General features: G+C 60.0%; 25 protein-coding genes and 1 pseudogene. 17 read left to right on the top strand and 9 right to left on the bottom strand.

Annotation, left to right across the window (positions count from 1 at the left end):
• Positions 1–5 precede the first annotated feature (5 nt).
• The gene (locus OLX72_RS18090) at positions 6–1436 is read left to right on the top strand and encodes a C69 family dipeptidase (RefSeq protein WP_114869832.1); all 1431 of its coding nucleotides are present in this window, start codon (positions 6–8) and stop codon (positions 1434–1436) included.
• 33 nt (positions 1437–1469) lie between these two features.
• Here OLX72_RS18090 and OLX72_RS18085 read toward each other — a convergent pair whose 3' ends face one another.
• From OLX72_RS18085 to OLX72_RS18070, 4 genes and pseudogenes are all read right to left on the bottom strand, one after another.
• Positions 1470–1727: a DUF6525 family protein gene (locus tag OLX72_RS18085; RefSeq protein ID WP_114872201.1), complete on the bottom strand. Its 258-nt coding sequence runs from the start codon at positions 1725–1727 to the stop codon at positions 1470–1472.
• Positions 1727–2359: pseudogene (locus tag OLX72_RS18080) on the bottom strand (DUF1826 domain-containing protein). The gene OLX72_RS18085 and the pseudogene OLX72_RS18080 overlap by 1 nt, the downstream one beginning before the upstream one ends.
• A complete protein-coding gene (locus OLX72_RS18075) occupies positions 2356–3585 on the bottom strand; it encodes a GTP-binding protein (RefSeq protein ID WP_433989261.1) in 1230 nt (409 codons plus the stop codon). Before OLX72_RS18075 ends, OLX72_RS18080 begins: the two are co-directional and overlap by 4 nt.
• A gap of 244 nt (positions 3586–3829) precedes the next feature.
• A complete protein-coding gene (locus tag OLX72_RS18070) occupies positions 3830–4861 on the bottom strand; it encodes a zinc ABC transporter substrate-binding protein (RefSeq protein ID WP_433989260.1) in 1032 nt (343 codons plus the stop codon).
• Between the two features lie 56 nt (positions 4862–4917).
• On the opposite strand from OLX72_RS18070, the gene OLX72_RS18065 reads away from it, so the two are divergent.
• From OLX72_RS18065 to OLX72_RS18015, 11 genes are all read left to right on the top strand, one after another.
• On the top strand, positions 4918–5436 hold the full coding sequence (locus tag OLX72_RS18065; RefSeq protein WP_114869834.1) for a transcriptional repressor: 519 nt from the start codon (positions 4918–4920) through the stop codon (positions 5434–5436).
• The gene (locus OLX72_RS18060; protein WP_114869835.1) at positions 5433–6203 is read left to right on the top strand and encodes an ATP-binding cassette domain-containing protein; all 771 of its coding nucleotides are present in this window, start codon (positions 5433–5435) and stop codon (positions 6201–6203) included. The genes OLX72_RS18065 and OLX72_RS18060 overlap by 4 nt, the downstream gene beginning before the upstream one ends.
• Positions 6203–6997, top strand: coding sequence for a metal ABC transporter permease (locus OLX72_RS18055; protein WP_114869836.1), 795 nt, complete (start codon positions 6203–6205; stop codon positions 6995–6997). Before OLX72_RS18060 ends, OLX72_RS18055 begins: the two co-directional genes overlap by 1 nt.
• Before the next feature lie 43 nt (positions 6998–7040).
• The gene (zrgA, locus tag OLX72_RS18050; RefSeq protein ID WP_114872203.1) at positions 7041–7643 is read left to right on the top strand and encodes a zinc uptake protein ZrgA; all 603 of its coding nucleotides are present in this window, start codon (positions 7041–7043) and stop codon (positions 7641–7643) included.
• Positions 7644–7654: 11 nt separating this feature from the next.
• Positions 7655–8368 (top strand): ABC transporter ATP-binding protein, encoded by a 714-nt coding sequence (locus OLX72_RS18045; protein WP_433989259.1) that lies wholly within the window; start codon positions 7655–7657, stop codon positions 8366–8368.
• Positions 8368–9618: an ABC transporter permease gene (locus tag OLX72_RS18040; RefSeq protein ID WP_114872204.1), complete on the top strand. Its 1251-nt coding sequence runs from the start codon at positions 8368–8370 to the stop codon at positions 9616–9618. The genes OLX72_RS18045 and OLX72_RS18040 overlap by 1 nt, the downstream gene beginning before the upstream one ends.
• A gap of 22 nt (positions 9619–9640) precedes the next feature.
• The gene (locus tag OLX72_RS18035; protein WP_433989258.1) at positions 9641–10153 is read left to right on the top strand and encodes a DUF3299 domain-containing protein; all 513 of its coding nucleotides are present in this window, start codon (positions 9641–9643) and stop codon (positions 10151–10153) included.
• A gap of 19 nt (positions 10154–10172) precedes the next feature.
• Positions 10173–10682, top strand: coding sequence for a DUF3299 domain-containing protein (locus OLX72_RS18030; RefSeq protein ID WP_254684788.1), 510 nt, complete (start codon positions 10173–10175; stop codon positions 10680–10682).
• Between the two features lie 210 nt (positions 10683–10892).
• Complete coding sequence (gene dusA, locus OLX72_RS18025) at positions 10893–11903, top strand: tRNA dihydrouridine(20/20a) synthase DusA (protein WP_433989257.1); 1011 nt, start codon at positions 10893–10895, stop codon at positions 11901–11903.
• A gap of 33 nt (positions 11904–11936) precedes the next feature.
• Positions 11937–12761 (top strand): sulfite exporter TauE/SafE family protein, encoded by an 825-nt coding sequence (locus tag OLX72_RS18020; RefSeq protein WP_433989256.1) that lies wholly within the window; start codon positions 11937–11939, stop codon positions 12759–12761.
• Positions 12755–13546 carry a hypothetical protein gene (locus OLX72_RS18015; RefSeq protein WP_433989255.1) on the top strand — a complete coding sequence of 264 codons (792 nt, stop codon included), beginning with the start codon at positions 12755–12757 and terminating at the stop codon, positions 13544–13546. Before OLX72_RS18020 ends, OLX72_RS18015 begins: the two co-directional genes overlap by 7 nt.
• A gap of 11 nt (positions 13547–13557) precedes the next feature.
• On the opposite strand, the gene OLX72_RS18010 is transcribed toward OLX72_RS18015, so the two are convergent.
• The 4 genes from OLX72_RS18010 to ccmI all read right to left on the bottom strand — a co-directional run bounded on the left by OLX72_RS18010 (position 13558) and on the right by ccmI (position 17411).
• On the bottom strand, positions 13558–15309 hold the full coding sequence (locus OLX72_RS18010; protein WP_433989254.1) for an adenylate/guanylate cyclase domain-containing protein: 1752 nt from the start codon (positions 15307–15309) through the stop codon (positions 13558–13560).
• Between the two features lie 149 nt (positions 15310–15458).
• Complete coding sequence (locus OLX72_RS18005; RefSeq protein WP_433989253.1) at positions 15459–15701, bottom strand: DUF1289 domain-containing protein; 243 nt, start codon at positions 15699–15701, stop codon at positions 15459–15461.
• A 13-nt stretch (positions 15702–15714) separates the two neighbouring features.
• Positions 15715–16185 carry a Holliday junction resolvase RuvX gene (ruvX, locus tag OLX72_RS18000; protein ID WP_114869845.1) on the bottom strand — a complete coding sequence of 157 codons (471 nt, stop codon included), beginning with the start codon at positions 16183–16185 and terminating at the stop codon, positions 15715–15717.
• Entirely contained in the window at positions 16182–17411 is a 1230-nt protein-coding gene (ccmI, locus tag OLX72_RS17995) for a c-type cytochrome biogenesis protein CcmI (protein ID WP_433989252.1), read from the bottom strand. The genes ruvX and ccmI overlap by 4 nt, the downstream gene beginning before the upstream one ends.
• Positions 17412–17592: 181 nt before the next feature.
• On the opposite strand from ccmI, the gene OLX72_RS17990 reads away from it, so the two are divergent.
• The 5 genes from OLX72_RS17990 to OLX72_RS17970 all read left to right on the top strand — a co-directional run bounded on the left by OLX72_RS17990 (position 17593) and on the right by OLX72_RS17970 (position 23274).
• Entirely contained in the window at positions 17593–18837 is a 1245-nt protein-coding gene (locus OLX72_RS17990) for a sarcosine oxidase subunit beta family protein (protein ID WP_433989251.1), read from the top strand.
• 160 nt (positions 18838–18997) lie between these two features.
• Entirely contained in the window at positions 18998–19207 is a 210-nt protein-coding gene (locus OLX72_RS17985) for a hypothetical protein (protein ID WP_114869847.1), read from the top strand.
• Positions 19208–19300: 93 nt separating this feature from the next.
• Positions 19301–19630 carry a sarcosine oxidase subunit delta gene (locus tag OLX72_RS17980; protein ID WP_114869848.1) on the top strand — a complete coding sequence of 110 codons (330 nt, stop codon included), beginning with the start codon at positions 19301–19303 and terminating at the stop codon, positions 19628–19630.
• A gap of 61 nt (positions 19631–19691) precedes the next feature.
• On the top strand, positions 19692–22703 hold the full coding sequence (locus OLX72_RS17975) for a sarcosine oxidase subunit alpha family protein (RefSeq protein WP_433989250.1): 3012 nt from the start codon (positions 19692–19694) through the stop codon (positions 22701–22703).
• Positions 22696–23274 (top strand): sarcosine oxidase subunit gamma, encoded by a 579-nt coding sequence (locus OLX72_RS17970; RefSeq protein WP_114869850.1) that lies wholly within the window; start codon positions 22696–22698, stop codon positions 23272–23274. The genes OLX72_RS17975 and OLX72_RS17970 overlap by 8 nt, the downstream gene beginning before the upstream one ends.
• A 36-nt stretch (positions 23275–23310) precedes the next feature.
• Here the strand turns inward: OLX72_RS17970 and speB are convergent, their stop codons facing one another.
• Positions 23311–24255: an agmatinase gene (gene speB / locus OLX72_RS17965; protein ID WP_433989249.1), complete on the bottom strand. Its 945-nt coding sequence runs from the start codon at positions 24253–24255 to the stop codon at positions 23311–23313.
• Between the last annotated feature and the right edge of the window lie 132 nt (positions 24256–24387).

Genomic DNA, 24387 nt, shown 5'->3' with positions numbered 1-24387 from the left:
CCAGCATGAGCTACGCCCTCTATGTCGGCAAGAACCACAGCCGGACAGGCCACGCATGGCTTGCCGGGTATGGCGATGAACCATCCTCGCACTGGCTGGAGATCGTGCCCGCCGCCGATCATGCAACGGGCACGACGTTCGAGGCCGGTGTTGGCCCTGATGCCGATATGCCCGGACGCAGAATAACGGTGCCCCGCACCGGCCATGCACTGCGTCATATGCGGGTCAGCTATTCCTACTATCTGGGTGTGCCTGCGCCGATCACCAACGGCGGAGTGAACGAAGCGGGCGTGGCGGTGCGCGATGTCTGGTCCACGTCTCGGGCCGAATTGCGCGATGTGACGCCAAAGGATCAGGCGGGGCTGAACTATAGCGATCTTGCGCGGTGCGCATTGGAAAGCGCCACCAGCGCGCGCGGCGCGGTTCAGCTTTGCGCCGCCCTGATCGCCAGCCATGGCGAGGCGACTTACGGGGGCAACTCTCACATCTTTGCCGATAGCGAGGAGGCCTGGGTGATGATCCAGTTCGCTGGCGGGCAGGGGCTTTGGGTGGCGGAACGGTTGGGGGCGGACAGTATCCGCGCCGCGCGCCCCGGCTATGTGCTTGAGGTTCCTGTAGACGAACCGGGACATCCTGATTTTCTCTATTCGCCAAATTTCGTCAGCTTCGCGCGCGATCAGGGCTGGTATCAGGACGGCAGGTTTGATGCCAACGCGATTTACGGCGATGGCAAGGGCCGCTGGGCCGGTATCGAATGGATCGAAGAACAGATGCAGGCCCGCGCGGCCCGGCCCGAGAGAATCGGGCTGGACGATATGATCTGGGCCGTCAGAACAGAAAAACTGACCGGTGATACGGCAGGGTACGGGCAGGTGGTGCCGCTTCTGCCCGCAACCGATCCGGGCCTTGTTCTGATTTGGCACGCTGCGTGTGGTGCGCTGGCCGCGCCGTTTTCACCTGTGTTTCTGGGTCAGGATGCGATCCCGCCGGAATACGGGCCACACCGTTATCTGACAACCGGCGAATCCCACCGGTTCATGGACATGCGTAAAGCAGTCAGTGGTGGCGTTGATACGGTTTCATCGGTGCCACAAATGGCCGAGACGACAGTGGGTGCGTTTCAGGAAAGCAAACGCCTGATGTACCTGATGCAGTTGATCGGCAAGGAAACGATTGCCCCCGTGCATCAGGCTTTTGTCAGACGCGAAACCGGCCTGTCGGAGCTGACGAAGTCACATTTGCGCGTGGCTGAAACAGCCACGGCTGCCGGATCTGGTACCGATGCAATGGCCGTCCTGACATCGTTTTCCAATGCCGAACTGAAATCAGGTCTGGCTCTTGTGCGTGATCTTGCCACCGGTTTGTCGGTTCAGGCCGCCGGACGGTCCGATGTGCTGCCGTCTGATGCGCCTGTGGGTTTCAGCCAGATCTGGTAGCGCGCGGCCGGGCACGGTGTCGGGCGTTTCGCATTACCGCCAAAATCCCTGATGGCGCTCGCGCGCAAGCGTGTTGCATTCGGTGCGCGACAACAGACACAGTGCGTCCTCTGTGCTTAGACCCTTGCGGCGTGCCCTGTCCCAGACGCGGCGGCATGAGGCGGGCGACCAAGGCAGCACGGCATCGGCCAGCCAGCTTCGCAAATCTGCAGGCAGGGCATCATACGCGCGCATGTGATCGTCTGGTCTGCGCCTGCGTTTAAGGGTGGTGGTTCCCAGATTGCCTGACATCATGCCTGTTTCGGATCGGTAATCGGGTCCAGCACCAGCACCAGCCGCGTTTCGCCTGTCGCTTCGATCGGGGGCGAACGATGCAAAAGGCGGGATGCCGGGTGTTCCGGCCACTGCGATCCGCGCAGAACAACCGGACAGCCGGTCGGAACCGTAAACACGCGGTTTGGTTCGCTGCCATTAACCGACGTGCCGTATTGCGTACCGGTTCAGCGATACGTGCAGATCAGCCGCGCCGACAGACGGTCGATGTGGAATTTCCGACAGGCATTTGTTGTAACCCGCTCCAGACGAATTTGCAGGGACGGTGCGCGCATCAGCCGTGCAAACATTTCGGCAAGGGCTGCTATGTCCTCGATCAGGTGATCACGCTCGGGGGTGTGGGGTGTCTGGGCGGTTTTGCAGGCCTGACCGATCGCATCACGTACCATGCCGGGCTGCAGAACCTGCCGTGCCACAGGCAGCTGCGCCCCGGAAAGCTCATTGATCCATGATTGAACGGCGGGCGGCGTCTGGCGCCGCCAAATCGCTGCCGCGCAATCTGGCCTGTCGATCATGTTCAGGTCTTCGGGCGTATCGGCAACGCGAACGCCGACCGGCGCAGCTTGCGCAAATGATCGCGCGAAACTCATGCGGCTGCCTGGGCTTTGCGCCAGAGGGGAAAGGGATCGGGCAGGTCGGGCAGGGCATCGGGCGACGCTGCGACATGTTCGGGCACCAAAGCCGCATCCAGCCGCATCCTGAGGTTCGCCCAGTCGATATCCGCCCCGATAAACACGATTTCCTGCCGCCGGTCGCCCCATGGTTCGCACCAGTGTTGGGATATGTAACTGCGCGCACTTTCATGATCAGGCCAGCGTTCTTTCGGAACAGAGGCCCACCACGTTCCAAGCGGCTTAATCGAAGATAACGCGCCTGCCAGCGAAAACTCGGCCACCCATTCCGGCCGTGTTGCGATCCAGAAATGCCCCTTGGCGCGGATCACGCCGGGCAGATCTCCGTTCAGGACTGCCATCACCGCCTCGGGCGCAAAGGGTTGTCGCGCGCGGTAAACATAGGATGCGACTCCGTATTCTTCGGTTTCGGGGACATGATCGGCAAAGCCATAAAGCTCTTTCGCCCACATCGGGTGCTCGTGCGCCTTTTCGAAATCGAAAAGACCGGTGTTCAATATGTCACCGGCGGGCACATCCGAATGACTGGTTTCTATGATGCGGGCATCGGCGTTAAGGCTGCGAATGATCTTGCGCGCCGCATCAACCTGATGAAGGGCTGCATCTGCGACCTTGTTCAGCACGACGACATCGGCAAACTCGATCTGTTCGACCAGCAGGTTGACCAGCGTGCGGTCGTCCTCTTCCCCCAGTGTTTCACCGCGATCCCGCAGGAAATCATGGCTGGAATAGTCGCGTAACAGGTTGACCGCATCGACGACCGTCACCAGCGTATCCAGTCTCGCCACATCCGACAGGCTATCGCCGTTTTCATCGCGGAATTCAAAGGTCGCTGCGACGGGCAGAGGTTCGGAAATGCCGGTGGATTCGATCAGTAGATAATCAAAGCGCTTTTCAGCCGCCAAACGCCGCACCTCGGCCAGCAGATCGTCGCGCAATGTACAGCAGATGCAACCGTTTGACATCTCGACCAGTGTTTCGTCTGTCCGTGACAGTGCGGTATCGGCGCGCACCAGATCGGCGTCAATGTTCACTTCGGACATATCGTTGACAATGACGGCCACGCGCCGTCCTTCACGGTTGTTCAGGACGCGGTTCAACAGCGTTGTTTTTCCTGCTCCCAGAAAACCCGAAAGCACAGTGACCGGCAGACGGGCGTCCGGGGGTGAGGCGACAGCATCCATTTCTAGGACTCCTGAGTGATCGTGATTCGTGCAATGTAATGACATAACATCAAGTGGTCGAAAAGAACAAAACCTGACGACTTTTGCGGTAACTTCATTCATTGGCACGGCGCGGAAGGACAAACCCCGGCTGGCATCATAACCTTGCCGGCACCCACTACGGGCACCGGCATGGCATAGTGTTTTGAAGGCAGGCGTTTCGCAGCGCCATGACCGGCTGCGAACGCCGCCTAGGTTCAAAGCCTCACAGGCATCCGGCAAGGTTGGATGCAAGATTGCGCATCAGTTGCGGATAAAGCGCCGGACCGAGTTCGATATCCGAGCCGAGGGGATCAATGATGGCGGTGCTGGCCTGCGTTCCATCAAGTACGGATGCCACCATGTCCGGATTGAACTGCGGTTCGGCCAGAACGCAGTCAATGCCTTGCTCTGCGATACGGGCCTGAATTTCGGTGATCCGGGCAGGGCCGGGATCAGACGCATCGCTGATCGAAATCGCCCCCGAAGCAGGAAAATCGAAATCGGTTTCGAAATACTGGTAGGCATCATGGAACACGATAAATTGACCGCCCCGAACAGGATCAAGCACCGCCCTGATTTCACCGTTCAGCGCCTCGATCTCACCCCGTGCCGCAGCGGCGTTTGCAAAATAGGTTCCCGCATTTTCCGGATCGGCGGCGGACAGTTGCCCTGCGATCAGGTTAAGCCATGTCGCGGCATTCTGCGTCGACAACCAGGCGTGCGGGTCGTGTTCGCCATGTGCATGATCATGATCGGCGTGGTCCTTGTCGTCATGCGCCTTTTCTTCATCGGCGTGTGCTTCATCCGCATGATCGTGCTCGTCCTTATGATCATGCTCGTCCGCATGATCGTGCTCATCCTTGTGATCGTCCTCGTCGTCATGGTCATGGGCTTCGAAAAGCGCGCCTTCGCGAAACTCCAGAAGCATCGTTCCATCCGCTTCCAGAAGCTCGGTCACGGCAGCATCCTTGGCAAGCGTCCCAATCGCGTCGTGCAGCCAGGGCGTCAGGTCTTCCCCGATCCAGACCACAAGATCGGCCTCTTGCAGGGCGGATGCCTCGGACGGGCGCAGGGAATATTCGTGCGGGCTTGCCCCGGGTTGCACGATCAGATCAGGAGTGCCGACGCCCTGCATCACACGCGCCACCAATGAATGAACCGGCGCGATATCAACTGCAACGCGCGGCACATCGGCAATTGCCGTTCCACTAAGCAGCGCCCCTGTAAGCGAGAGGGGCAGGAGTAATCTGGACATCGGGTCCTCCATGTGATTGTATAACATCGCATCCCTCTTATGAGAAACGTGATAACATGACAAGTAGTGTTCCGAACGCGCCGCAAGACGCGACCGCCCCGGTGGGGTTCGTGCGTCACGACCACGCCGTTTGCGTGACGGAAGGACTGGCCGCCGCCGAAAAGCGCTGTGCTGAAAAGGGTCTTCGGTTCACGCCGGTGCGCAGAAAAGTCCTTGAAATCCTGTTGCAGGAACATCGTGCGCTTGGCGCCTATGTCATTCTGGACCGGTTGCGCGAAGAAGGGTTCGGATCACAGCCGCCTGTGGCCTATCGCGCGCTTGATTTCCTTGTGGCCCATGGCTTTGCGCACAAGATCGAACGGCTGAATGCGTTTGTCGCCTGTTCGCATCCCGGCGAAACCCATGCACCTGCCTTCATGATCTGCCGCCTGTGCGAATCGGTGGCCGAGGCGAATTCAACACCGGCGCGGGGGGCTTTGGGCGCGGCTGCGCGGGCAACCGGTTTCCGGATCGAACAGACCGTTGTCGAGGCCGAAGGCGTCTGTCCTTCCTGTGCGGAAAAGGCGGACGCATGAGCCTTGTCGAGGTTGAAAACCTGAGCGTCAGTTACGGTGCGAAAGCGGTATTGGCGCACGTGACGCTGATGATCGAACCGGGCGAGATTGTAACCATCGTCGGTCCGAACGGATCGGGCAAGACCAGCCTGCTGCGTGCGATCATCGGCGCGGTCAAGCCGTCGCGCGGGCGGGTCACTTATGGTAAAAACGTCAGGCTGGGATATGTGCCCCAGAAGCTGCATATCGATCCGACGCTGCCGATGACCGTGGCGCGGTTCTTGCGGTTGCCCGGCGGTGTTGCCGCTGAAGCCATTAATGACGCGCTGGCAAAGGCGGGGGTTCCGGACCTGTCTGACACACAGATGTCGCAGCTTTCGGGCGGACAGTTTCAGCGTGTTCTGTTGGCCCGCGCGCTGATTGGACGACCTGACCTGTTGTTGCTGGACGAAGCAACCCAAGGGCTGGACCAGCCGGGATCGGCGGCGTTTTACCGTCAGATCGAACAGGTCCGCCGCGACACCGGCTGTGCTGTCCTGATGATCAGCCACGAGTTGCACGTGGTGATGAGCGCGTCTGACAGGGTGGTCTGCCTGAACGGCCATGTCTGCTGCGAAGGCACACCCGAAGTGGTCGCGTCGGCCCCGGAATACCGCGCCTTGTTCGGCTCGGGTACCCTGGGCGCGCTGGCGCTTTACCGGCATGATCACGATCATAATCATGACCACGGGCACGACCACGACCATACCCACGACCAAAAACACGATCACACGGAAGCCGCTGAATAATGTTGGATGATTTCATGGTGCGCGCGACGCTGGCCGGGATCGGTGTCGCGCTGGCTGCGGCCCCGCTGGGCTGTTTCGTTGTATGGCGGCGCATGGCGTATTTCGGCGATGCAACCGCCCATGCCGCCATATTGGGGGTCGCTCTTTCTCTGGCTCTGTCGATTTCCGTTTTCGCCGGGGCAATGGTGGTCGCGCTTTTGATGGCGCTGACGGTCAACCTGCTGACGGGGCGGGGCTATGCCATGGATACATTGCTGGGCGTTCTGGCCCATTCGGCTCTGGCTTTCGGGTTGGTGGCCGTGTCGTTTCTGTCCGGCATCCGGATCGATCTGATGGCGTATCTGTTCGGTGATATCCTTGCCGTGTCGCGCATGGATCTTGCGGTGATCTGGGGCGGGGCGGCTTTGGTCGTTGCCCTTGTCGGCTGGCGCTGGTCCGCCCTTCTGACCGCCACACTGAACGAGGATCTGGCCCATGCCAGCGGTATTGATCCAAGGCGCGAACAACTTGTGCTGACGCTGGCGCTGGCCATTACCGTTGCTGTCGCGATCAAGGTGGTTGGCGTGCTTCTGATCGCCGCCATGCTGATCATCCCTGCCGCTGCCGCAAGACCGCTTAGCCGCACGCCCGAAAACATGGCGTTGGTGGCGGCAGGTATCGGCAGCCTTTCGGCTTTGGTCGGGCTGAGGGCGGCCTATGTTCTGGACACACCGGCGGGGCCGTCCATTGTCTGCGTCGCTGCCCTGATCTTTGCCACACTCAGCCTTGCTGGCCGCGTCCGTGCCGCGACATGAAGACCTGATTCCGACATTTGCTGTTCAACAAGGAGATACCAAGATGAATAAAACATCGCTTATGATTGCCCTGATGGCGCCGTCCATGCTTTTTGCGCAGGAAACACGCGATCTCGGTGCCCACGAACACGGCCATTCTGCTCTGAACATCGCCATAGAAAACGGCCAGATCGCAATGGAGCTGGAAGCCCCCGGCGCCGATATTGTCGGGTTCGAGTACGCCGCTGAAACAGCCGAGGATCGCGCCAAACTTGACACCGCGATTGCCACCTTGTCCAAGCCGTTGTCGCTGTTCGTGCTGCCGGCCGCCGCGGGTTGCACCGTCACATCTTCTAGCGCGGGTCTGATAGACGGGCATCATGATGATCATGATGACCACGCAAATGACGATCACGCTAAGGAAGAAGGCGACGATCATGCACATGACGATCACGCCAAGGAAGAAGAGGCAGGCCATACAGAGTTTCACGCCGAATATCTGCTGACCTGTGCTGATCCGAGCGCGGTCAACCGCATCGAATTTGCGTTCTTCGAAGCTTTCCCGAACGCGCAAGAGGTTGAGGTGCAGATGATTTCGGACAAGGGTTCGCAAGGTTTCGAAGTGGAACGGGATGCACCGGTTCTTGATCTGTCGGGACTGATCTGACGAGGATCGCGGTGAACGACGCCGATACCAATCTTGCACTGGTTCTTGATCAGGTTGCATTTCACTGGGCCGGACGCGATGCGTTCGGCCTCAGGGTTCCGGATTTTCGCATCGCGCAGGGCGAACGCGTTTTGCTGCTGGGCGAAAGTGGATCGGGCAAGTCGACCCTTCTGTCGCTGATCTGCGGTATCAATGCACCTCAAGACGGATCGATCCGCGTGGACGGAACCGAGATATCTGTAATGCGCCCCGCCGCGCGCGACCGCTTTCGGGCAGAAAGCATCGGTATCGTGTTCCAGCAGTTCAACCTGCTTCCCTATGCCTCGCCGATTGACAATATCCTTCTGCCGCTGCGCTTTGCCCCAACGCGCCGGGCCCGCGCGGGGGATGCACGTGCTGCCGCGCTTGATCTGACCGACGCGCTTGGCCTGTCGCGCGATATCATTTTGTCGTCCACTGCCGACAGGCTGAGTGTCGGCCAGCAACAGCGGGTTGCTGTCGCGCGGGCACTGATCGGTGCGCCGTCGCTGATTGTCGCTGACGAACCGACATCCGCCCTTGATGCCGGCGCGCAGGCCAGTTTTCTTGATCTGCTTTTTGCGCAATGCGCCGCTGCGGGATCGACCCTGTTGATGGTCAGCCATGATGAACGGCTTGCGCCCCGGTTTGATCGCAGCGTTCGCATGGAAGACATTGCCGTTCTGACGCGCGAGGCCGCCGCATGATCCTGCTGCGTCTTGCCCTGCGCAGCCTGATGGCGCGCCGTCTGACCGTGGGGCTGACGATTTTTGCGGTCGCGCTGTCTGTTACGCTTTATCTTGGTGTCGAAAAGGTGCGGACAGGGGCCAAGGCCAGTTTCGGCGATACGATCTCGGATACGGATCTGATTGTCGGTGCGCGGTCCGGGTCCGTGCAACTTTTGCTTTATTCGGTGTTTCGCATCGGCAATGCGACCAACAATGTGTCTTGGGAAAGCTATCAGGACATCGCCGCACAACCCGAAGTGGACTGGATCGTGCCCATTTCACTGGGGGATTCGCACCGCCAGTTTCGCGTCATGGGCACAACGGCCGAGTATTTCCTGCGCTACAAGTATCGCGGCGGCAGGGCGTTGGAATTTGCCCAAGGCCAGGCGTTCGATGATCTGTTTGACGCGGTGATCGGGGCCGATGTGGCCGCAACGCTGGGGTATTCCACCGGCGATCCGCTTGTCGTGGCGCATGGCCTTGCGTCTTTTGCCAATCATCAGAACCAGCCGTTTCGGGTGTCGGGCATTCTGGCCAAAACCGGAACGCCGGTGGATCGCACGGTGATTGTCAGCCTGAAGGCGATCGAAGCCATCCATGTTGACTGGCAAGGCGGTGCTCAGATCCCCGGTCAGGTCACAACGCCGGATGAAATCAGGCAGATGGACCTGAAACCGGCAGCCATCACCGCCGCCATGATCGGTGTGAAATCGCGACTTCAGGTCTTTGCCTTGCAGCGCGCGATCAACCAATACCCCGAAGAACCTCTTTTGGCGGTGCTGCCCGGCGTGGCATTACAAGAGCTTTGGGGAATCGTCGGCATTGCGGAAACCGCGCTGATCGCCGTTTCGGCCATGGTTGTGGCCACTGCGCTGTTGGGCATGACGGCGATGATTTTTTCAGGGCTGAACGAACGGCGCCGGGAAATGGCGATCCTGCGCGCGGTGGGCGCGCGTCCGCTGACGATTATGGGCCTGCTGATGCTCGAAGCGGTGCTGATGGCGGGAATTGCAGCAGTGCTTGGAATTGCGCTTTTGTACACGGGATTGTGGGTGCTGCGTCCTTACGTAGATGCCGCATTCGGTTTATACTTGCCCATCGAACCACTTTCGCTCCGCGAAGGGGTTGTGGTGGCTGCGGTTATACTGGCTGCCGCCGGAACAAGCCTTTTTCCGGCGTTGCGGGCGTATCGGCTTTCGTTAAGCGACGGCATGACCGTCAGGAACTGATTGCAAAAGGAGGCAGGGACAAATGCAGATCACTCGTCGCGCGGTTTTGCTTGGTCTTGCCGGATTGCCCGTGATCGGCGCACAGACCCCCGCCTGGGCAACATCGTTCCGCACAATCACCTGGGAAGATCTTATTCCCGAAGGGGTGCCTTATTCCGAGATTGTCGGAGAAGGCAGTTATGATGAGGCCAACGATACATGGTTGCCGGATTTCGACGCGAACGCCTACAAGTTCGTCGACGCACTGGATGGCGCGCAGATCCGGATGCCGGGATATATGTTGCCGCTGGAAACCGGCGGTACCCGTGTGACTCAATTCATTCTGACACCTTATGTCGGGGCCTGTATCCATGTCCCTCCACCGCCGCCAAACCAGCTGGTGTTCGTAACATCGCAAAAGCCATGGCGCAGTGCAGGGATGTTCGAAGCGGTCTGGGTCCAAGGCACGATCAAGGTCAATCCTGTCAGCACCAATCTGGCTGAAATCGGCTATGATATGGTTGCGGACGAGATAGAACCATACGTCTGGGAGTGAGAAGATAACTGTGTTCGAAGTGTTGAACAGACGTGCATTCCTGTGCCTGATTGCGATGACTGGCATTGCGCCCGGCATGTCGCTGGCCAGCGAAGACGTTCTTGATCTGGACTGGAGCGACATGATCCCGCCGGGTGGCGATTCCGTGACGCAGCGGCTTCAGAGCCTTGGAATTCTGCCCCATGACGAGATGGCGACGCTTCGGGCCGAACAGCCGACATCATCCGGGGTCAGAACCGATTTCAACGGCAAAATCGTGCGTATCCCGGGGTACATCGTTCCGCTTGAAACCTCGGGTTCCGGCGTGACGGAGTTCATTCTAGTGCCCTATGTCGGTGCCTGTATTCACGTGCCGCCGCCGCCGGCCAACCAGTTGGTTTTTGTAACCACGCAAAAGCCTTATGAAAGTTCGGGCCTGTTTGAAGCTGTAAATGTCACCGGCATGTTCGGAACCGCGTCAATCAGCACACAGCTTGCCGACATCGGATACGCGCTTTCGGCCGATCTGATCGAACCTTACGGACGCTAGGAAACCGGCCTTTCGGGCGGATTTAGACCGGGCAACCACATATGAATGTCGCGGGCGAGTGCACCTGCCACGGCATTGCACGTACACAGTCTGGCGCCATTGCTGCCTGTCGGTTTCGCAATCGGGCAGGGTGGCAGAACAGGCGCCAACTGCGTATGGTGTTCACCGCAGGTCTGCGATACGCGACGACGGACCAAAGGAGACTGCTTTATGCCATTGAACGCAGCCACAAAGGCCGCGCGTTTATCTATTGCGCCTATGATGGACTGGACAGACCGCCATTGCCGCTGTCTGCACCGGCGGATGACCCGGCATGCGTTGCTCTATACCGAAATGGTGACGGCACCAGCGCTGGTGCGGGGCGGGGCGCTGCATCTGCTGGAACATGACGCCAGCGAACATCCCGTTGCGCTGCAACTTGGCGGGTCCGAACCGGCCGAACTGGCGCAGGCGGCCCGGTTGGGCGAACAGGCCGGCTATGACGAGATCAACCTGAATATCGGCTGCCCGTCGGATCGGGTGCAATCGGGGTGTTTCGGTGCGGTACTGATGGAGCGGCCCGGGCTGGTGGCGGATTGCGTCAAGGCGATGCGCGATGCAGTCAGTGTCGAGGTGACGGTAAAATGCCGGATCGGTGTGGATGATCAGAACCCACAACATGTTCTGCCCGATTTTCTGGCGCGGGTCAGCGCGGCGGGCTGTGACCGGTTTGCCATTCACGCCCGCAAGGCTTGGCTGCAAGGGCTTAGCCCCAAGGAAAACCGCGATATTCCGCCGCTGGATTACGATCTGGTGCGACAGATGAAGGGGTTGTTTCCGGCGCTGCACCTTTCCGTCAACGGCGGCATCACCACTCTGGATCAGGCACAGGCGTTTCTGGATGCCGGGCTGGACGGCGTGATGATCGGGCGTGCAGCCTATCATGATCCGGCATCGGTGCTGTGCGCGGCAGACCGGCGGATATTCGGCAGTGGCTTCGACAGCGATCCGGTCAGCGTGGTGCATGACATGCTGCCCTATATCGAAACCCATTTGCGGGCGGGTGGACGCCTGAACCAGATCACGCGGCATATGCTGGGCCTGTTCACCGGTAAACCGGGCGCGCGCGCGTGGCGGCGCACCCTGTCCGAAGGTGCACACAAGGACGGGGCAGGGCCCGAACTGGTATTGCGGGCACTGGATCACATTACTGCGCTGGCCCCGGTGTCAGAGCCGGTGTAAGCACGGCGCGACCGTCTTTTTAGGATACAGGCCATGCATGATCCCGCCCTTTTGATGCAGATGTTTGCGCTTTTGCTTGTCATTGGTGCCTTCGCCGGCGTTTTGGCCGGTCTTTTGGGCGTCGGGGGCGGCATTGTTCTGGTGCCGGCGTTTTTCTATGCGTTCCAGACGCTTGGCTATGACGGCCCGCAATTGATGCAGGTCTGTCTGGCCACATCGCTGGCCACGATCATCGTGACCTCACTCCGCTCGGTTCTCAGCCACAACAAGAAGGGCGCTGTCGACTGGGAGATCTTGCGCACATGGGCGCCCGGTATTGCGGTCGGGGCGATCCTCGGGGTGCTGGTTGCGGCGGCGCTGCGATCCTCAACCTTGCAGGGGGTGTTCGGAGTGTTCGGTATAATCATCGGTCTTTACATGGGCTTCGGACGCGCGGACTGGCGGCTGGGGCAGGCGATGCCGACCGGCATCCGGCGCGCGATCTATTCGCCGGTCATGGGGTTCATGTCGGTGCTGATGGGCATTGGCGGCGGCAGTTTCGGCGTCCCGCTGATGAGCCTTTATAACGTGGCTATCCATCGCGCCGTGGCCACTGCCGCCGGATTTGGTGTGCTGATCGCGGTGCCATCGGTGATCGGGTTTCTGATGCTGGAGGTCGCGCCCGAAACGCGCCCGCCCTATACCATCGGCGCGGTCAATCTGGTGGCCTTTGGCATTGTAGTTGCGATGACGCTGATCACCGCCCCGCTGGGCGTCAAGCTGGCCCACGCAATGGACCCCAAGCCGCTGAAACGCGTCTTTGCGGTGTTCCTGACGCTGGTGGCCCTGAACATGCTGCGCAAGGCTGTGGGATGGTAGCGGATTTCGCGCAAAAAGGATGGGCGCGCTTCGCGTTTGATCCGGATGTGGCGCATTGGGCAAGGCACGCAGCAGGTGCCGCGCGCCGCGCCGTGGACGACCCGGCGCTGGCCCACTGGCATCAGTGTCAGGGCACATGGTTTGTCGGCGTAGATGCGCTGGACAACGATGCTGCAGGGGCAATTGACGGGTCCGGCCCGCTGACAGGGGCGGCGCTTGACTTTATCACTGATTACATCGGACCGGTGCCGCCCCTGCACAAGGCCCAGCTGTCTGTCATGTACCCCGGCTATCCCAAACCGCGCGCGGGTGAAAACGATGCCGCCTTTCGCTATCGTCTGAACCGCGATGCGGCCCATGTGGACGGGCTGATTGCTGTCGGGCCGCACAAGATGCGTAAGGTGCAGGAACCGCACCAGTTCATTCTGGGCCTGCCGCTGAACGACGCCCCAGCCGATGCCGCGCCGCTGGTGGTGTGGAAGGGCAGCCATCTCATCATGCGTGACGCGTTTCGCGACGCACTTGCCGGACACCCGCAGGATCAATTGCACGACGTTGATATAACCGCCGCCTATCAGGCCGCGCGGCGCACCGTGTTTGACACCTGCGCGCGCATCAAACTGCCCGCCCAGCCGGGCGAAGCGATCGTCCTGCACCGCCACATCCTGCACGGCGTCGCACCCTGGGTCGCCGAAACCACCGCCAGCCCCGATGGCCGCATGATCGCCTATTTCCGCCCGCAAATGGCCGGCGGCGTGGCGGCTTGGTTGGAACAACACCTTTGACTGAAGGCAGTTCAGTCCTTCAAGTCCGCTTTCTTGTATCCGTCCAGCAGCATGTTCAGCGCGGCAGGTACCTGCAATGGCAGACGCCCGACATGTTCCGAGAACGAATACCCCGGGTTGATTTCTTTCAGTTCCCGACGAACTTCTTTTGCCTCTTCTACCCTTCCAAGATGTCCAAACGCCGAGATCATAAGACCGCGGCTTAGATCGGTCGCGGGCGATGCCGCGATACGCTCTTTGAAGCGAAGAACAGCGGTTTCGAAATCTCCGGCCAGCAGATGCGCCATGCCCATGAAATGAACATTAAGATGGCCGGCGCGGGGTTCCAGTTGAAGAGCGCGTTCCAGATCAGGAAGGCCGTCAAGCGGAGCGCCCGAGTTAACCGCATTGATACCCCGCATGCCAATGGCCATCGCATAGTTCGGGTTGAGCGACAGGGCCCGATCAATGGCTTCGTTCGAGGCTGCGTGTTCGCCGCGCCAGAATTTGTTGATTGCATCCAGATAATGCGCGTAGGGCATGTCCGGGTTCTTCTGAAGCGCCGTGTCGATGAAGCGTTGCGAATGTTCCAAGCTGTTTGGAATACCCAGCCACTTGTTCTGGAATTCACGGGTATAGGCATGCCCAAGTCCGGCGTAAGGTTCGGCATAGTCCGGATCAAGCTCGATCGCACGGTTGAAACACCTCAAGGCCAGTTCGAACACTTCCTTTGTATTGTCGCTGCTCAGCACAGCCTCACGACCTTTCAGAAACCAGTCGTGTGCTTCTGGGTTCGCAGTTGGAACCATACCAATGCGCTTGTGTTCGACTGCCGTCAGCCTGATCTTGAGAGCATCAACGATACACATCGTCAGATCATCCTGGACGGCAAATAAATCTGTGATCTGGCGGTCATATCTTTCAGCCCAGAGATGCGCGCCGTTTTTCGCATCAATCAACTGCGCATTTACGCGGATACGGTCTGCAACGCGGCGTATGGAGCCTTCAAGGACGTGACTTACGCCAAGTTCGCGGCCAACCTGCCGGATATCTGTTGTTTTTCCTTTGTAAGCAAAGCTGGAGTTGCGCGAGATGACCAGCAGACTGCCGACTTTCGACAAGTCGGTGATGATGTCTTCGGTGATCCCGTCGGAAAAATATTCCTGTTCGGGATCGCGCGATAGATTGTCGAAAGCGAGAACTGCGATGCTCGGTTCGCGTGTCGGATCAACCGCCTCTGGTTTCGTCGCGCGTTCGATAGGGATCGCGTTCGGCCAGCTCCAAACGCCGACAGGGCGCGCGATGTTCTTCAGTTTTTGCGCAACTCCGCCCTGAAAAATCGCTGCTGTCTTCTGATCCAGACTGTTCATCGAAGTGTCCGAAACCAGAACCTGTCCGGGCGCGGCCAAAGCCTCAAGCCGTGCGGCGACATTTACACCTTCGCCAAACACATCGTCGGCTTCGAAGAACACTTCGCCTATATGAATGCCAATACGCAATCTGATCACGTCATGACCGATCAATCCGGTCTGAATAGCAATCGCGCATGTGACGGCATCCGAAATTGATGGAAATTCAACAAGCCAGCCATCCCCCATACTCTTTCTGATGTTGCCTCGGTGTTGATCTACTATGGGATTGAACAGCGTACTGCGCAGTTGCCTTAGTGCATTCATTGTGCTGCTCTGATCAGCGCCCATGAGTTGGGAATAACCGACGATGTCTGCCATCAAGATTGCCGCAAGTCTTCGATCTGCGGGCGTTGTTTCAATAGTGTCCGTCATGTTCGCAATTCTTGAGCATGTCATTTCCATCAACGATACCGCGCGACATGCACACATGCGACCTGTAAATCGGTACGTTGGGATAAACTAAGCGTCCAAGTCGGGCGCAAAAAGCTCAGCTGCTACAGATGCACTAAGACTCCGCCACCTCAAATCCGGGGCGGGTTTCCCAGACGGGCGGCGCGGCCGCCGCGGCGTTTGGTGATCTGGCCGGTGCGGGTGGGCAATTCGGCCATGATGGCCGCTCGGGCCTCGTTGCTCATTTTGGACCATTGGGTGATTTCGTCGATCGAGCGCAGGCAGCCGGTGCACAGGCGCGCTTCGGGATGGATCACGCAGATCTTGATGCAGGGGCTTTGCACCTCGTCGCGTTTCCAGACGTCATCGCTCATGGTTCAGGTTCCTTCAGGGCCGCAAATGGCGCAGCCGGTCCAACACACCCTGCAAGATATAGCTGGCGGCGACGTGATCAATGACCTCGGCGCGACGTTTTCGGGTCGTATCCGCCTCAAGCAGGGCTTTTTCAGCCGCAACCGTGCTCAGCCGTTCATCCCAGAACCCGATGGGCAGATCGCCCAGCCGGTCGAAATTACGCGCAAAAGCACGGGTCGACTGGCAGCGCGGGCCTTCGGACCCGTCCATATTGCGTGGCAGCCCAAGGATCAGCCCGCCAATCCGCCGCTCTGCGATGATATCCTGCAGACGGGCGGCATCCTGGGTGAATTTCGTGCGCCGGATCGTTTCCAGCGGCGTCGCCACAGACAGCATACCATCGCTGACGGCCACCCCGATGGTCTTTTCGCCCAGATCAAGCCCGATCAGCGCCCGCATCGGTGGCAGCGCGGCGGCAAAATCGGCGATATCGTCAAAGATCATGGGATCAGTTGCGCCTGACGGGCCCCGTTGCGGATCAGTTCGATCGCCTCTGGATCACCGTCAAAGATACTCAGCGCTTCGGTATAGACCGCGATGGCGCGTTCTTCCTCGCCCAGAACCCCAAGGGCCGCAATCAGGCGCGCCCAGTCAAAGGGCGGGCCGCCTTCGGTGGCCAGCCGGTCGGACAAGCCGTTGACCATGCCGCGGATCATCTCCTGCCGGTCCTCTACGCTCATCTCGGATGCGGCAGCGACATCGGCGGCAGACGGACCGCTGGCAACTGCCGCAGCAACGGGCAGGGCGTAATTCACCCCCGCCAGATCGGCCATCTGTTCGATCTGCAGGCGGATCGGTTCGATCCACGGCGCATTGGCGGGGCCGGCGCGCAACAGATTGTCCCAGATGCGAAACGCTTGATCGGGGCGCCCGGTCTGCGCCAGCATCAGCCCCTGATAATAACGCGCGGGGCCATTGTTCGGGTCCAGTTGCAGGGCCCGCGCCAGCGCCGCCTCTGCCTCGGGGGATACATAACCGCCCGCGGCAAGGATCAGCATATCGCCCAGATCGGTGTAGTCCGATGCCGAGGCTTCGTCCCCCTTGATCCGCAAAACCTCGCGCTGCGCGGTATAGGCGGCCACGTAATTGCCAATCGCGGCCTCGTTACGGGCCAGCAGCATGTGGCCCTGCAAATCGTCGGGGCGCTGCGCGACGGTGGTGCGCAACTGTTCGATCAGGCGGGTGTAATCCGCGCTCAGCTCCGGTTGCGGGTTGCCGGCAGGCAGGCTGGCTTCGGCAGTGGCCTGATCGGGGCGGGTTTCGCGCGCGATCCGCGCCATTTCAATGCGTGTGTCCAGCGCCAGATCACCATATCCGGGCGCCCCCAGATCGCGGTAAAGATAAAGCGTGCCGCCAACCAGCGCGGCAAAGATCACAACCGCCATGGCATAGGTCGCTGCGCCCGGTGCCTCGGTCGATGTCTGTCCATCCTGCATCTGTGCATCTGCCGCCAGAATACGGCGCGATACTTCGGTGCGGATGCGTTCTGCATCGCTCTGGCCGATCACGCCGCGTGCCAGATCGCGGTCCACCTCTTTCAGCTGGTCGCGGTACACCTGTAAATCAAAGGCTGCCGCCGGTCCGACACTGGCGCGGGCGCGCAGCACGGTCAGAACCAGCAAAAGCGCCACAAGGGCGGCCATCAGGCCTGCAATGATCCAGAATGTCATGGTCTCTCCTGTGTTGGCCCTCATCTATAGGCGGGGGCAGGATGAAAAAAGACCAAAACGCACGAAATCGACACGGCGGGGCCTCATGTCGCAACTGCGATCTATTGTGACGTTTGGCAGGATGGCATATTTCGCGCTTTGCGCCATGTACACATCACACCGGATGCATCGGATTCGATCTATGAAAAAATATTCAGTCTTTGCCGTCGCACGTGAAGCGGCCCGCTATCACTCAGGCTGGGAACGGGCGTGGCGCGCGGCCGAGCCGAAAAAGAAATACGATGTGATCATCGTCGGCGCCGGCGGGCACGGGCTGGCCACGGCGTATTATCTGGGCAAGAATTTCGGCATCACCAATGTGGCCGTGATCGAAAAAGGCTGGCTGGGCGGCGGTAACACCGGGCGCAACACCACCATCATCCGATCTAACTATCTGCAGGATTCATCGGCGGCGATCTACGAAAAGGCGCGCTCGCTTTACGAAACCATGAGCCAGGATCTGAACTATAACGTCATGTTCAGTCCGCGCGGCGTGATCATGCTGGCCCAGACCCAGCATGAAATCCGCGGCTACCAGCGCACCGCCCACGCCAACGCCCTGCAAGGTGTGAAAACCGAATTCATTTCGCCCCAGAAGGTCAAGGAACTGGTGCCGATCATCAATCTGGACGGGCCGCGCTATCCGGTTCTGGGCGGGTTGTGGCAGGCCCGTGGCGGCACCGCGCGCCACGATGCGGTCGCATGGGGCTATGCGCGCGCCTGTTCCGATATGGGCATGGACATCATCCAGAAATGCGAAGTCACCGCCGTACGCCGCGATGGCGGCCGCGTTGTTGGCGTGACCACATCCAAAGGCGATATCGATTGCGACAAACTGGGCATCGTCGTGGCGGGCCATTCGGGCCATGTTGCGGATATGGCGGGGTTCCGTCTGCCCATCGAATCCGTGGCGCTTCAGGCGCTGGTCAGCGAACCGATCAAACCCTGCATGGATGTGGTGGTGATGGCCAACACGGTGCACGGTTACATGTCCCAGTCCGACAAGGGCGAAATGGTCATCGGCGGCGGCACAGACGGGCACAACAACTATACCCAGCGCGGCAGCTTTCACCATATCGAGGAAACCGTGCGCGCCCTGATCGAAACCTTCCCGATGGTGTCGCGCCTGAAAATGCTGCGCCAGTGGGGCGGGATCGTGGACATCACCGGGGATCGCTCGCCGATCCTGTCCAAAACCCCGGTCGAGGGCGTGTTTATCAACTGCGGCTGGGGCACCGGCGGGTTCAAGGCGATCCCAGGATCGGGCTGGGGCATGGCCGAACTGATCGCCAAGGGGCATTCCCCGCTGACCGACGCCTTCGGGCTGGAACGCTTCCGCGAAGGCCGCTTTATCGATGAAAGCGTGGCGGCAGGGGTGGCGCACTGATGGCCATCTTGCACGATACCGGCAGAAAACCGGCAGACTTTGGCCCATGCGCGCCCGCGCCACAGGCCAACCCGTGCCGAAAACCGGCGGGGATTTCCGCTCATATTGAGCGGTGCAAAAAACGCGTCATCCTGACATCTCCCAAACAGGAGACGTCACCATGTCTGACTATATCACGCCGAAAACCACCACTGGCGGCACCAGTGCGCGCGGCCTTGTCATCGCGCTTGTCGTCATCGTTCTGTTTATCGCCGGCCTTGCGGCCATCGGATCGGGCAGCGGGCCTGCGTCTGATGATGGCGCGGCAGTTCCGGCGGTGTCCGATACAGCCCCGGCAGCCCCGGCCACAACCGGCACTGTCACCGAATAAAAACGCGGGCACAGGCCCCACCACTCACACTCACGTCCACTTTGGCGGTCGTTCCCTTGCGGAACGGCTGCCTTTTTACGTCAAAGGTGCCCCATGCTGATCCTGACCTGTCCCTGTTGCGGCGTCACCGGCGAAGAAACCGAATTTCACGGCGGCGGAGAAGCGCACCTGAAACGGTTCGGCCCCGGCGCATCGGATGATGATTTCGAAGGCTATCTGTTCATGCGTGAAAACCCCAAGGGCGTTCATTTCGAGCGCTGGCGGCACGCGAACGGCTGTGGCAAATGGTTTCACGCCGCCCGTTGCACCACCACATTGGAGGTGTTCGGCACTTACAGCGCCCAGACCCTCGCACCGCCCGACGACCTGATCAAAACCATCTCGGAAAAACGCCCCGGATGGTCGTGGAGAGAGTTCGCCTGATGCTTCATCTTTTCAAAAATACTTGCAGCGCAACGCCTGCCATCACCACGAGGTTCGCATCATGAGCACCCGCCTTGCCACCAAGGGCCGTCTGATCAACGACGCGCGCGCGCTTCATTTCACCTTCAACGGCAAACAGATGCGCGGGTTCGAGGGCGACACGCTGGCCTCGGCGCTTCTGGCCAATGACCAGATGATGGTGGGCCGTTCGTTCAAATATCACCGCCCGCGCGGCGTGGTCGCCAGTGGCGCCGAAGAGCCCAATGGTCTGGTCAACATGGGCGAGGGCGGCACGTTCGAACCAAACCAGCGCGTGACCACGACAGAACTGTTTGACGGGTTGAAAGCCGACAGCCAGAACCACTGGCCCAGCCTTGAATTCGATGTCGGTACAATCAACACGCATCTGTCGCGGTTCCTGCCCGCGGGCTTTTATTACAAGATGTTCATGTATCCGCGCTCGTTCTGGAAGCATGTGTATGAACCGTTCATCCGCCAATCCGCCGGTCTGGGCCAAGCGCCCAAAGACCGCGACGTGGACACTTATGAACATTTCTATGCCTTCACTGATGTTCTGGTGATCGGCGGCGGGGTCGCGGGCCTTCAGGCGGCCAAGGCGGCGGCCCTTTCGGGGGCCAAGGTGCTGTTGCTGGAACAAACCGCGCATCTGGGTGGCCGCGCACCGGTGGACGGCGGGCAGGTCGAAGATATGCCTGTGGATAAGTTTGTTGAACAAACTGTCGTTGAATTGGAAACAATGCCCAATGTGACCCTGCGCACGCGCTGCATGGGGGCCGGGGTTTATGATCACGGCTATGTGCTGGGCTATGAACAACTGCGCGATCATGATCCGTCGGCAGCGGGGCCGCGGCACCGGTTGTGGCGCATCCGCGCCCGCCAGATCGTGACGGCAACAGGCGCGATCGAACGGCCTTTGTCCTTTGCGGGCAATGACATCCCCGGGGTGATGCTGGCCTCGGCGGTGCGCGACTACGCGGTCAATTACGGTGTCTCGATCGGGGACCGCACCGTGGTCGTCACCAACAACGATGATGCTTACCTTACGGCAATTGCCCTTAAAAACGCCGGTTTGGTCGTGCCTGTGGTCGTCGATGCCCGCGTACAGGGGGGCGGTGAACTGATGGAACAGGCCAAGGCCCTGGGCATCCGTGTCGAAACCGGCAAGGCCATCGCCAAGGTCAAGGGCGGCAAGCGCGTGACTGGCGTTGCGCTTTGTACGCAGGCGGGTGAAGGCGCCGTTCTGGAAGAGATCGAATGCGACGCGGTGGCCATGTCGGGCGGCTGGTCGCCGGTGGTGCACCTGTGGTCCCATTGCGGCGGCAAGCTGGTCTGGGATGCAGATGCAGCACATTTCCGCCCCGATGTGGATAACCCGCCGACCGGCGCGGACGGCAAGGCGTTTGTGACCGCCGCAGGTGCCGCCAATGGCGCATTGCATCTGGCCACCGTGCTGGGCGATGCCCACGCCGCAGGCAAGGAAGCGGCACAGGCCGCAGGGTTCAAACCCAGGTCCGCGTCTGCGCCGATGGCAACCGGGCCGGAATGCGCGCCGATGCTGCCGGTCTGGCTGATGCCGCAGGGGGCCAGCATCAAACTGCGCACCAAGGCGTGGCTGGATTATCAGAACGATGTGAAAGTCTCTGATGTGCAACTGGCCGCGCAGGAAGGCTTTGAAAGCGTAGAACACGCCAAGCGTTATACAACGCTGGGCATGGCGACGGATCAGGGCAAGCTAAGCAATATCAACGGACTGGCAACGCTTGCCACTGCGCTGAACGCGAATATCCCGGCTGTCGGTACCACCACGTTCCGTCCGCCCTATACGCCGATCTCGATGGCGTCGATCGCGGGCGAGGCGCGCGGCGAAGTGTTCCAGCCGATCCGCAAGACACCGATGTCGGACTGGCATCACGAACATGGCGCCGATTGGGAACCGGTTGGCGCGTGGCGCCGCCCCTATGCCTATGTGCGTGGTGAAGAAACGGTTCATGACGCGGTCATGCGGGAAATCAACCAGACCAGGGCAAGCCTTGGGCTGCTTGATGCTTCGACCCTTGGCAAGATCATTGTCAAAGGCCCCGATGCCGGGCGTTTTCTGGACATGCTTTACACCAACATGATGTCCACGCTGAAGCCGGGCAAATGCCGCTATGGCCTGATGTGTTCGGAAAACGGTTTTCTGATCGATGACGGCGTTGTGGCCCGCATCAATGACGACACATTCCTGTGTCACACCACGACCGGCGGCGCGGAAAGCATCCATGGCCATATGGAAGAGTGGCTGCAAACCGAATGGTGGGACTGGAAGGTTTACACCGCCAACGTCACCGAACAATACGCGCAGGTCGCCGTTGTCGGCCCCAATGCCCGCAAGATGCTGGAAAAACTGGGCGGCATGGACCTGAGCGCCGAGGCGCTGCCGTTCATGGGATGGGCCGATGGCAAGATCGGAGAGTTTGACGCGCGGGTCTATCGCATCTCGTTCTCGGGCGAGTTGTCATTCGAAATCGCGGTGCCCGCCTCGCAGGGGCGCGCCTTCTGGGAGGCGATGCTGGACGCGGGCCGCGAATTTGATCTGATGCCCTATGGCACCGAGGCGCTGCACATCATGCGGGCCGAAAAGGGCTTTATCATGATCGGGGACGAAACCGATGGCACGGTGATCCCGCAGGATCTGGGGCTGGATTGGGCGATTTCAAAAAAGAAAGACGACTATCTTGGCAAACGCGCACAACAGCGCAGCCATATGGCGGATCCCGAACGCTGGAAACTGGTCGGGCTGGAAACAGTTGACGGTTCTGTGTTGCCCGACGGCGCCTATGCCGTGGGCGAGGGGGTGAACGAGAACGGTCAGCGCAATATGATCGGGCGTGTCACATCGACCTATCATTCGCCCACGCTGAACCGTGGCATCGCGATGGGGCTTGTGCATCACGGGCCCGACCGAATGGGCGAAGTGATCGATTTTCCCAAGGTGGACGGCACGGTCGTACAGGCCAAAATCGTTGATCCTGTGTTCTATGACCAAGAAGGGACAAAGCAAAATGTCTAATATCGTCAGTGCTTTGGATCACGCAACTTATGCTGGGATCACCGATATTCGTGAAATGGGTCTGAACGGGATGATCACCCTGCGCGGTGATCTGTCTGCCGCCAAGATCAAATCGGCCGCCAAATCCGCCGCCGGCTTGGATATCCCACCTCAGGGCCACATCAACACTGGCAAGGACGGCAGCATCGCATGGATGTCACCGGACGAGGTGCTGGTGATGTGTGCCTATGACAGCGTACCCGATACGCTGGCCAAGATGCACAAGTCATTGGCCAAAACACATGCGCTGGCGGTCAATGTCTCGGACGCGCGCGCGCTGTTCGAGGTGCACGGCCCCCACGCCCGCGAGGTGATGGCCAAGCTGTGCCCGGTTGATCTGTCGCCCGCATCCTTTGCCCCCGGCATGTTCCGCCGCACGCGTATGGCGCAGGTGCCTGCCGCGTTCTGGATGCCTCAAGAGGATACGTTCCGGATCATCTGTTTCCGGTCGGTGGCAGAATACGCATTCGGCATTCTGAAAATGGCCGCCCAAAAAGGGTCTGAGGTCGGGTATTTCGACACCGCCAAGTGATGTGGAATCACGTTATAAGTAATCCATAAGTCATTGCTATCGATGCAAAATGCGGCCAATCGTGTTCAGCAATATCTGCGCCGCCAGAATGGATGTGGTGCCGCTGTGGTCGTAATCGGGCGCAACCTCGACCAGGTCGATCCCGACGATGTTCTGGCGCGCCGCAACACCGGCGATCAGTTCCAGCACCTCGTAATATAGAAAACCGCCGTGGCTGGGCGTTCCGGTGCCGGGCGCGATTGAGGGATCAAAGCCATCAATATCGACGGTCAGATAGATGTTCGCCTGTTCCGGAATGCGCGCAATCACCGCGTCGGCCCCAAGGGCGCGCACCTGCCGCACCGACAGGATATCCGAGCCCATCGCGCGCGCGGCCTCGTACCCTTCTTTCGCGGTCGAGGAGACATTGCGGATGCCCAGCTGGGTCAGGCCGGTCACGTGATTCTGCTCGGCGGCACGCCGCATCGGGTTGCCGTGACCATGGCGCACGCCGTGGCGTTCATCGACAAAATCAAGATGGGCGTCGATTTGCAGGATATGGATCGGGCCTGCGTCCGAAAACGCGCGCACACAGGGGATATTGATCGAATGATCGCCGCCCAGCACCACCGGCAGCGCCTTGGCCCTTAAAATTGCGCGCACCGCTTTTTCTATATTGGCGTGGCTTTGCTCTGTATCGGTGTGGACAATATCGGCATCACCGATATCCACGATCCGCGTGCCTTCGCCCAGATAGGTCTTGTCATCCTCGTGATCATAGGCGCCGGCATGGCCAAAGGCGAAGAGGGTCGATGCTTCGCGGATGCCACGCGGGCCAAAACGCGCACCGGCCCGCCACTGGGTTCCGAAATCATAGGGTGCACCAACAATCGCCACATCCGCATCAATCGTTTCCCAATCGGGGTGGTAGGGATATTTGCCAAAGGTCGATATCCCGACAAAAGGCAGGTTCAGGCGTCCGCTTTCATATCCGTGGCTCATCTTCGGCTCGTTTTTTTGTTTCGTTTCGGTCTTTGCAGCTCAAGTGGGCCACAGCGGCGAAAATTGCGCAAGGGGCAGGGAACCCTGCACCGGTTTGCGCGTTCATCTTTCACACGCGCAAGGCATCCGGTC

This window comes from Sulfitobacter sp. TBRI5 (assembly GCF_051013555.1).
Taxonomy (GTDB): domain Bacteria; phylum Pseudomonadota; class Alphaproteobacteria; order Rhodobacterales; family Rhodobacteraceae; genus JL08.
Note: the sequence above shows the minus strand (reverse complement) of the source record. Positions and strands in the feature narration are given on the sequence as shown.

Coding starts and splice junctions, on each gene's coding strand:
- OLX72_RS18090 (WP_114869832.1), top strand. CDS start 6: ATGAGCTACGCCCTCTATGTCGGCAAGAACCACAGCCGGACAGGCCAC.
- OLX72_RS18085 (WP_114872201.1), bottom strand. CDS start 1,727: ATGTCAGGCAATCTGGGAACCACCACCCTTAAACGCAGGCGCAGACCA.
- OLX72_RS18075 (WP_433989261.1), bottom strand. CDS start 3,585: ATGGATGCTGTCGCCTCACCCCCGGACGCCCGTCTGCCGGTCACTGTG.
- OLX72_RS18070 (WP_433989260.1), bottom strand. CDS start 4,861: ATGTCCAGATTACTCCTGCCCCTCTCGCTTACAGGGGCGCTGCTTAGT.
- OLX72_RS18065 (WP_114869834.1), top strand. CDS start 4,918: ATGACAAGTAGTGTTCCGAACGCGCCGCAAGACGCGACCGCCCCGGTG.
- OLX72_RS18060 (WP_114869835.1), top strand. CDS start 5,433: ATGAGCCTTGTCGAGGTTGAAAACCTGAGCGTCAGTTACGGTGCGAAA.
- OLX72_RS18055 (WP_114869836.1), top strand. CDS start 6,203: ATGTTGGATGATTTCATGGTGCGCGCGACGCTGGCCGGGATCGGTGTC.
- zrgA (WP_114872203.1), top strand. CDS start 7,041: ATGAATAAAACATCGCTTATGATTGCCCTGATGGCGCCGTCCATGCTT.
- OLX72_RS18035 (WP_433989258.1), top strand. CDS start 9,641: ATGCAGATCACTCGTCGCGCGGTTTTGCTTGGTCTTGCCGGATTGCCC.
- dusA (WP_433989257.1), top strand. CDS start 10,893: ATGCCATTGAACGCAGCCACAAAGGCCGCGCGTTTATCTATTGCGCCT.
- OLX72_RS18020 (WP_433989256.1), top strand. CDS start 11,937: ATGCATGATCCCGCCCTTTTGATGCAGATGTTTGCGCTTTTGCTTGTC.
- OLX72_RS18015 (WP_433989255.1), top strand. CDS start 12,755: ATGGTAGCGGATTTCGCGCAAAAAGGATGGGCGCGCTTCGCGTTTGAT.
- OLX72_RS18010 (WP_433989254.1), bottom strand. CDS start 15,309: ATGACGGACACTATTGAAACAACGCCCGCAGATCGAAGACTTGCGGCA.
- OLX72_RS18005 (WP_433989253.1), bottom strand. CDS start 15,701: ATGAGCGATGACGTCTGGAAACGCGACGAGGTGCAAAGCCCCTGCATC.
- ruvX (WP_114869845.1), bottom strand. CDS start 16,185: ATGATCTTTGACGATATCGCCGATTTTGCCGCCGCGCTGCCACCGATG.
- ccmI (WP_433989252.1), bottom strand. CDS start 17,411: ATGACATTCTGGATCATTGCAGGCCTGATGGCCGCCCTTGTGGCGCTT.
- OLX72_RS17990 (WP_433989251.1), top strand. CDS start 17,593: ATGAAAAAATATTCAGTCTTTGCCGTCGCACGTGAAGCGGCCCGCTAT.
- OLX72_RS17985 (WP_114869847.1), top strand. CDS start 18,998: ATGTCTGACTATATCACGCCGAAAACCACCACTGGCGGCACCAGTGCG.
- OLX72_RS17980 (WP_114869848.1), top strand. CDS start 19,301: ATGCTGATCCTGACCTGTCCCTGTTGCGGCGTCACCGGCGAAGAAACC.
- OLX72_RS17975 (WP_433989250.1), top strand. CDS start 19,692: ATGAGCACCCGCCTTGCCACCAAGGGCCGTCTGATCAACGACGCGCGC.
- OLX72_RS17970 (WP_114869850.1), top strand. CDS start 22,696: ATGTCTAATATCGTCAGTGCTTTGGATCACGCAACTTATGCTGGGATC.
- speB (WP_433989249.1), bottom strand. CDS start 24,255: ATGAGCCACGGATATGAAAGCGGACGCCTGAACCTGCCTTTTGTCGGG.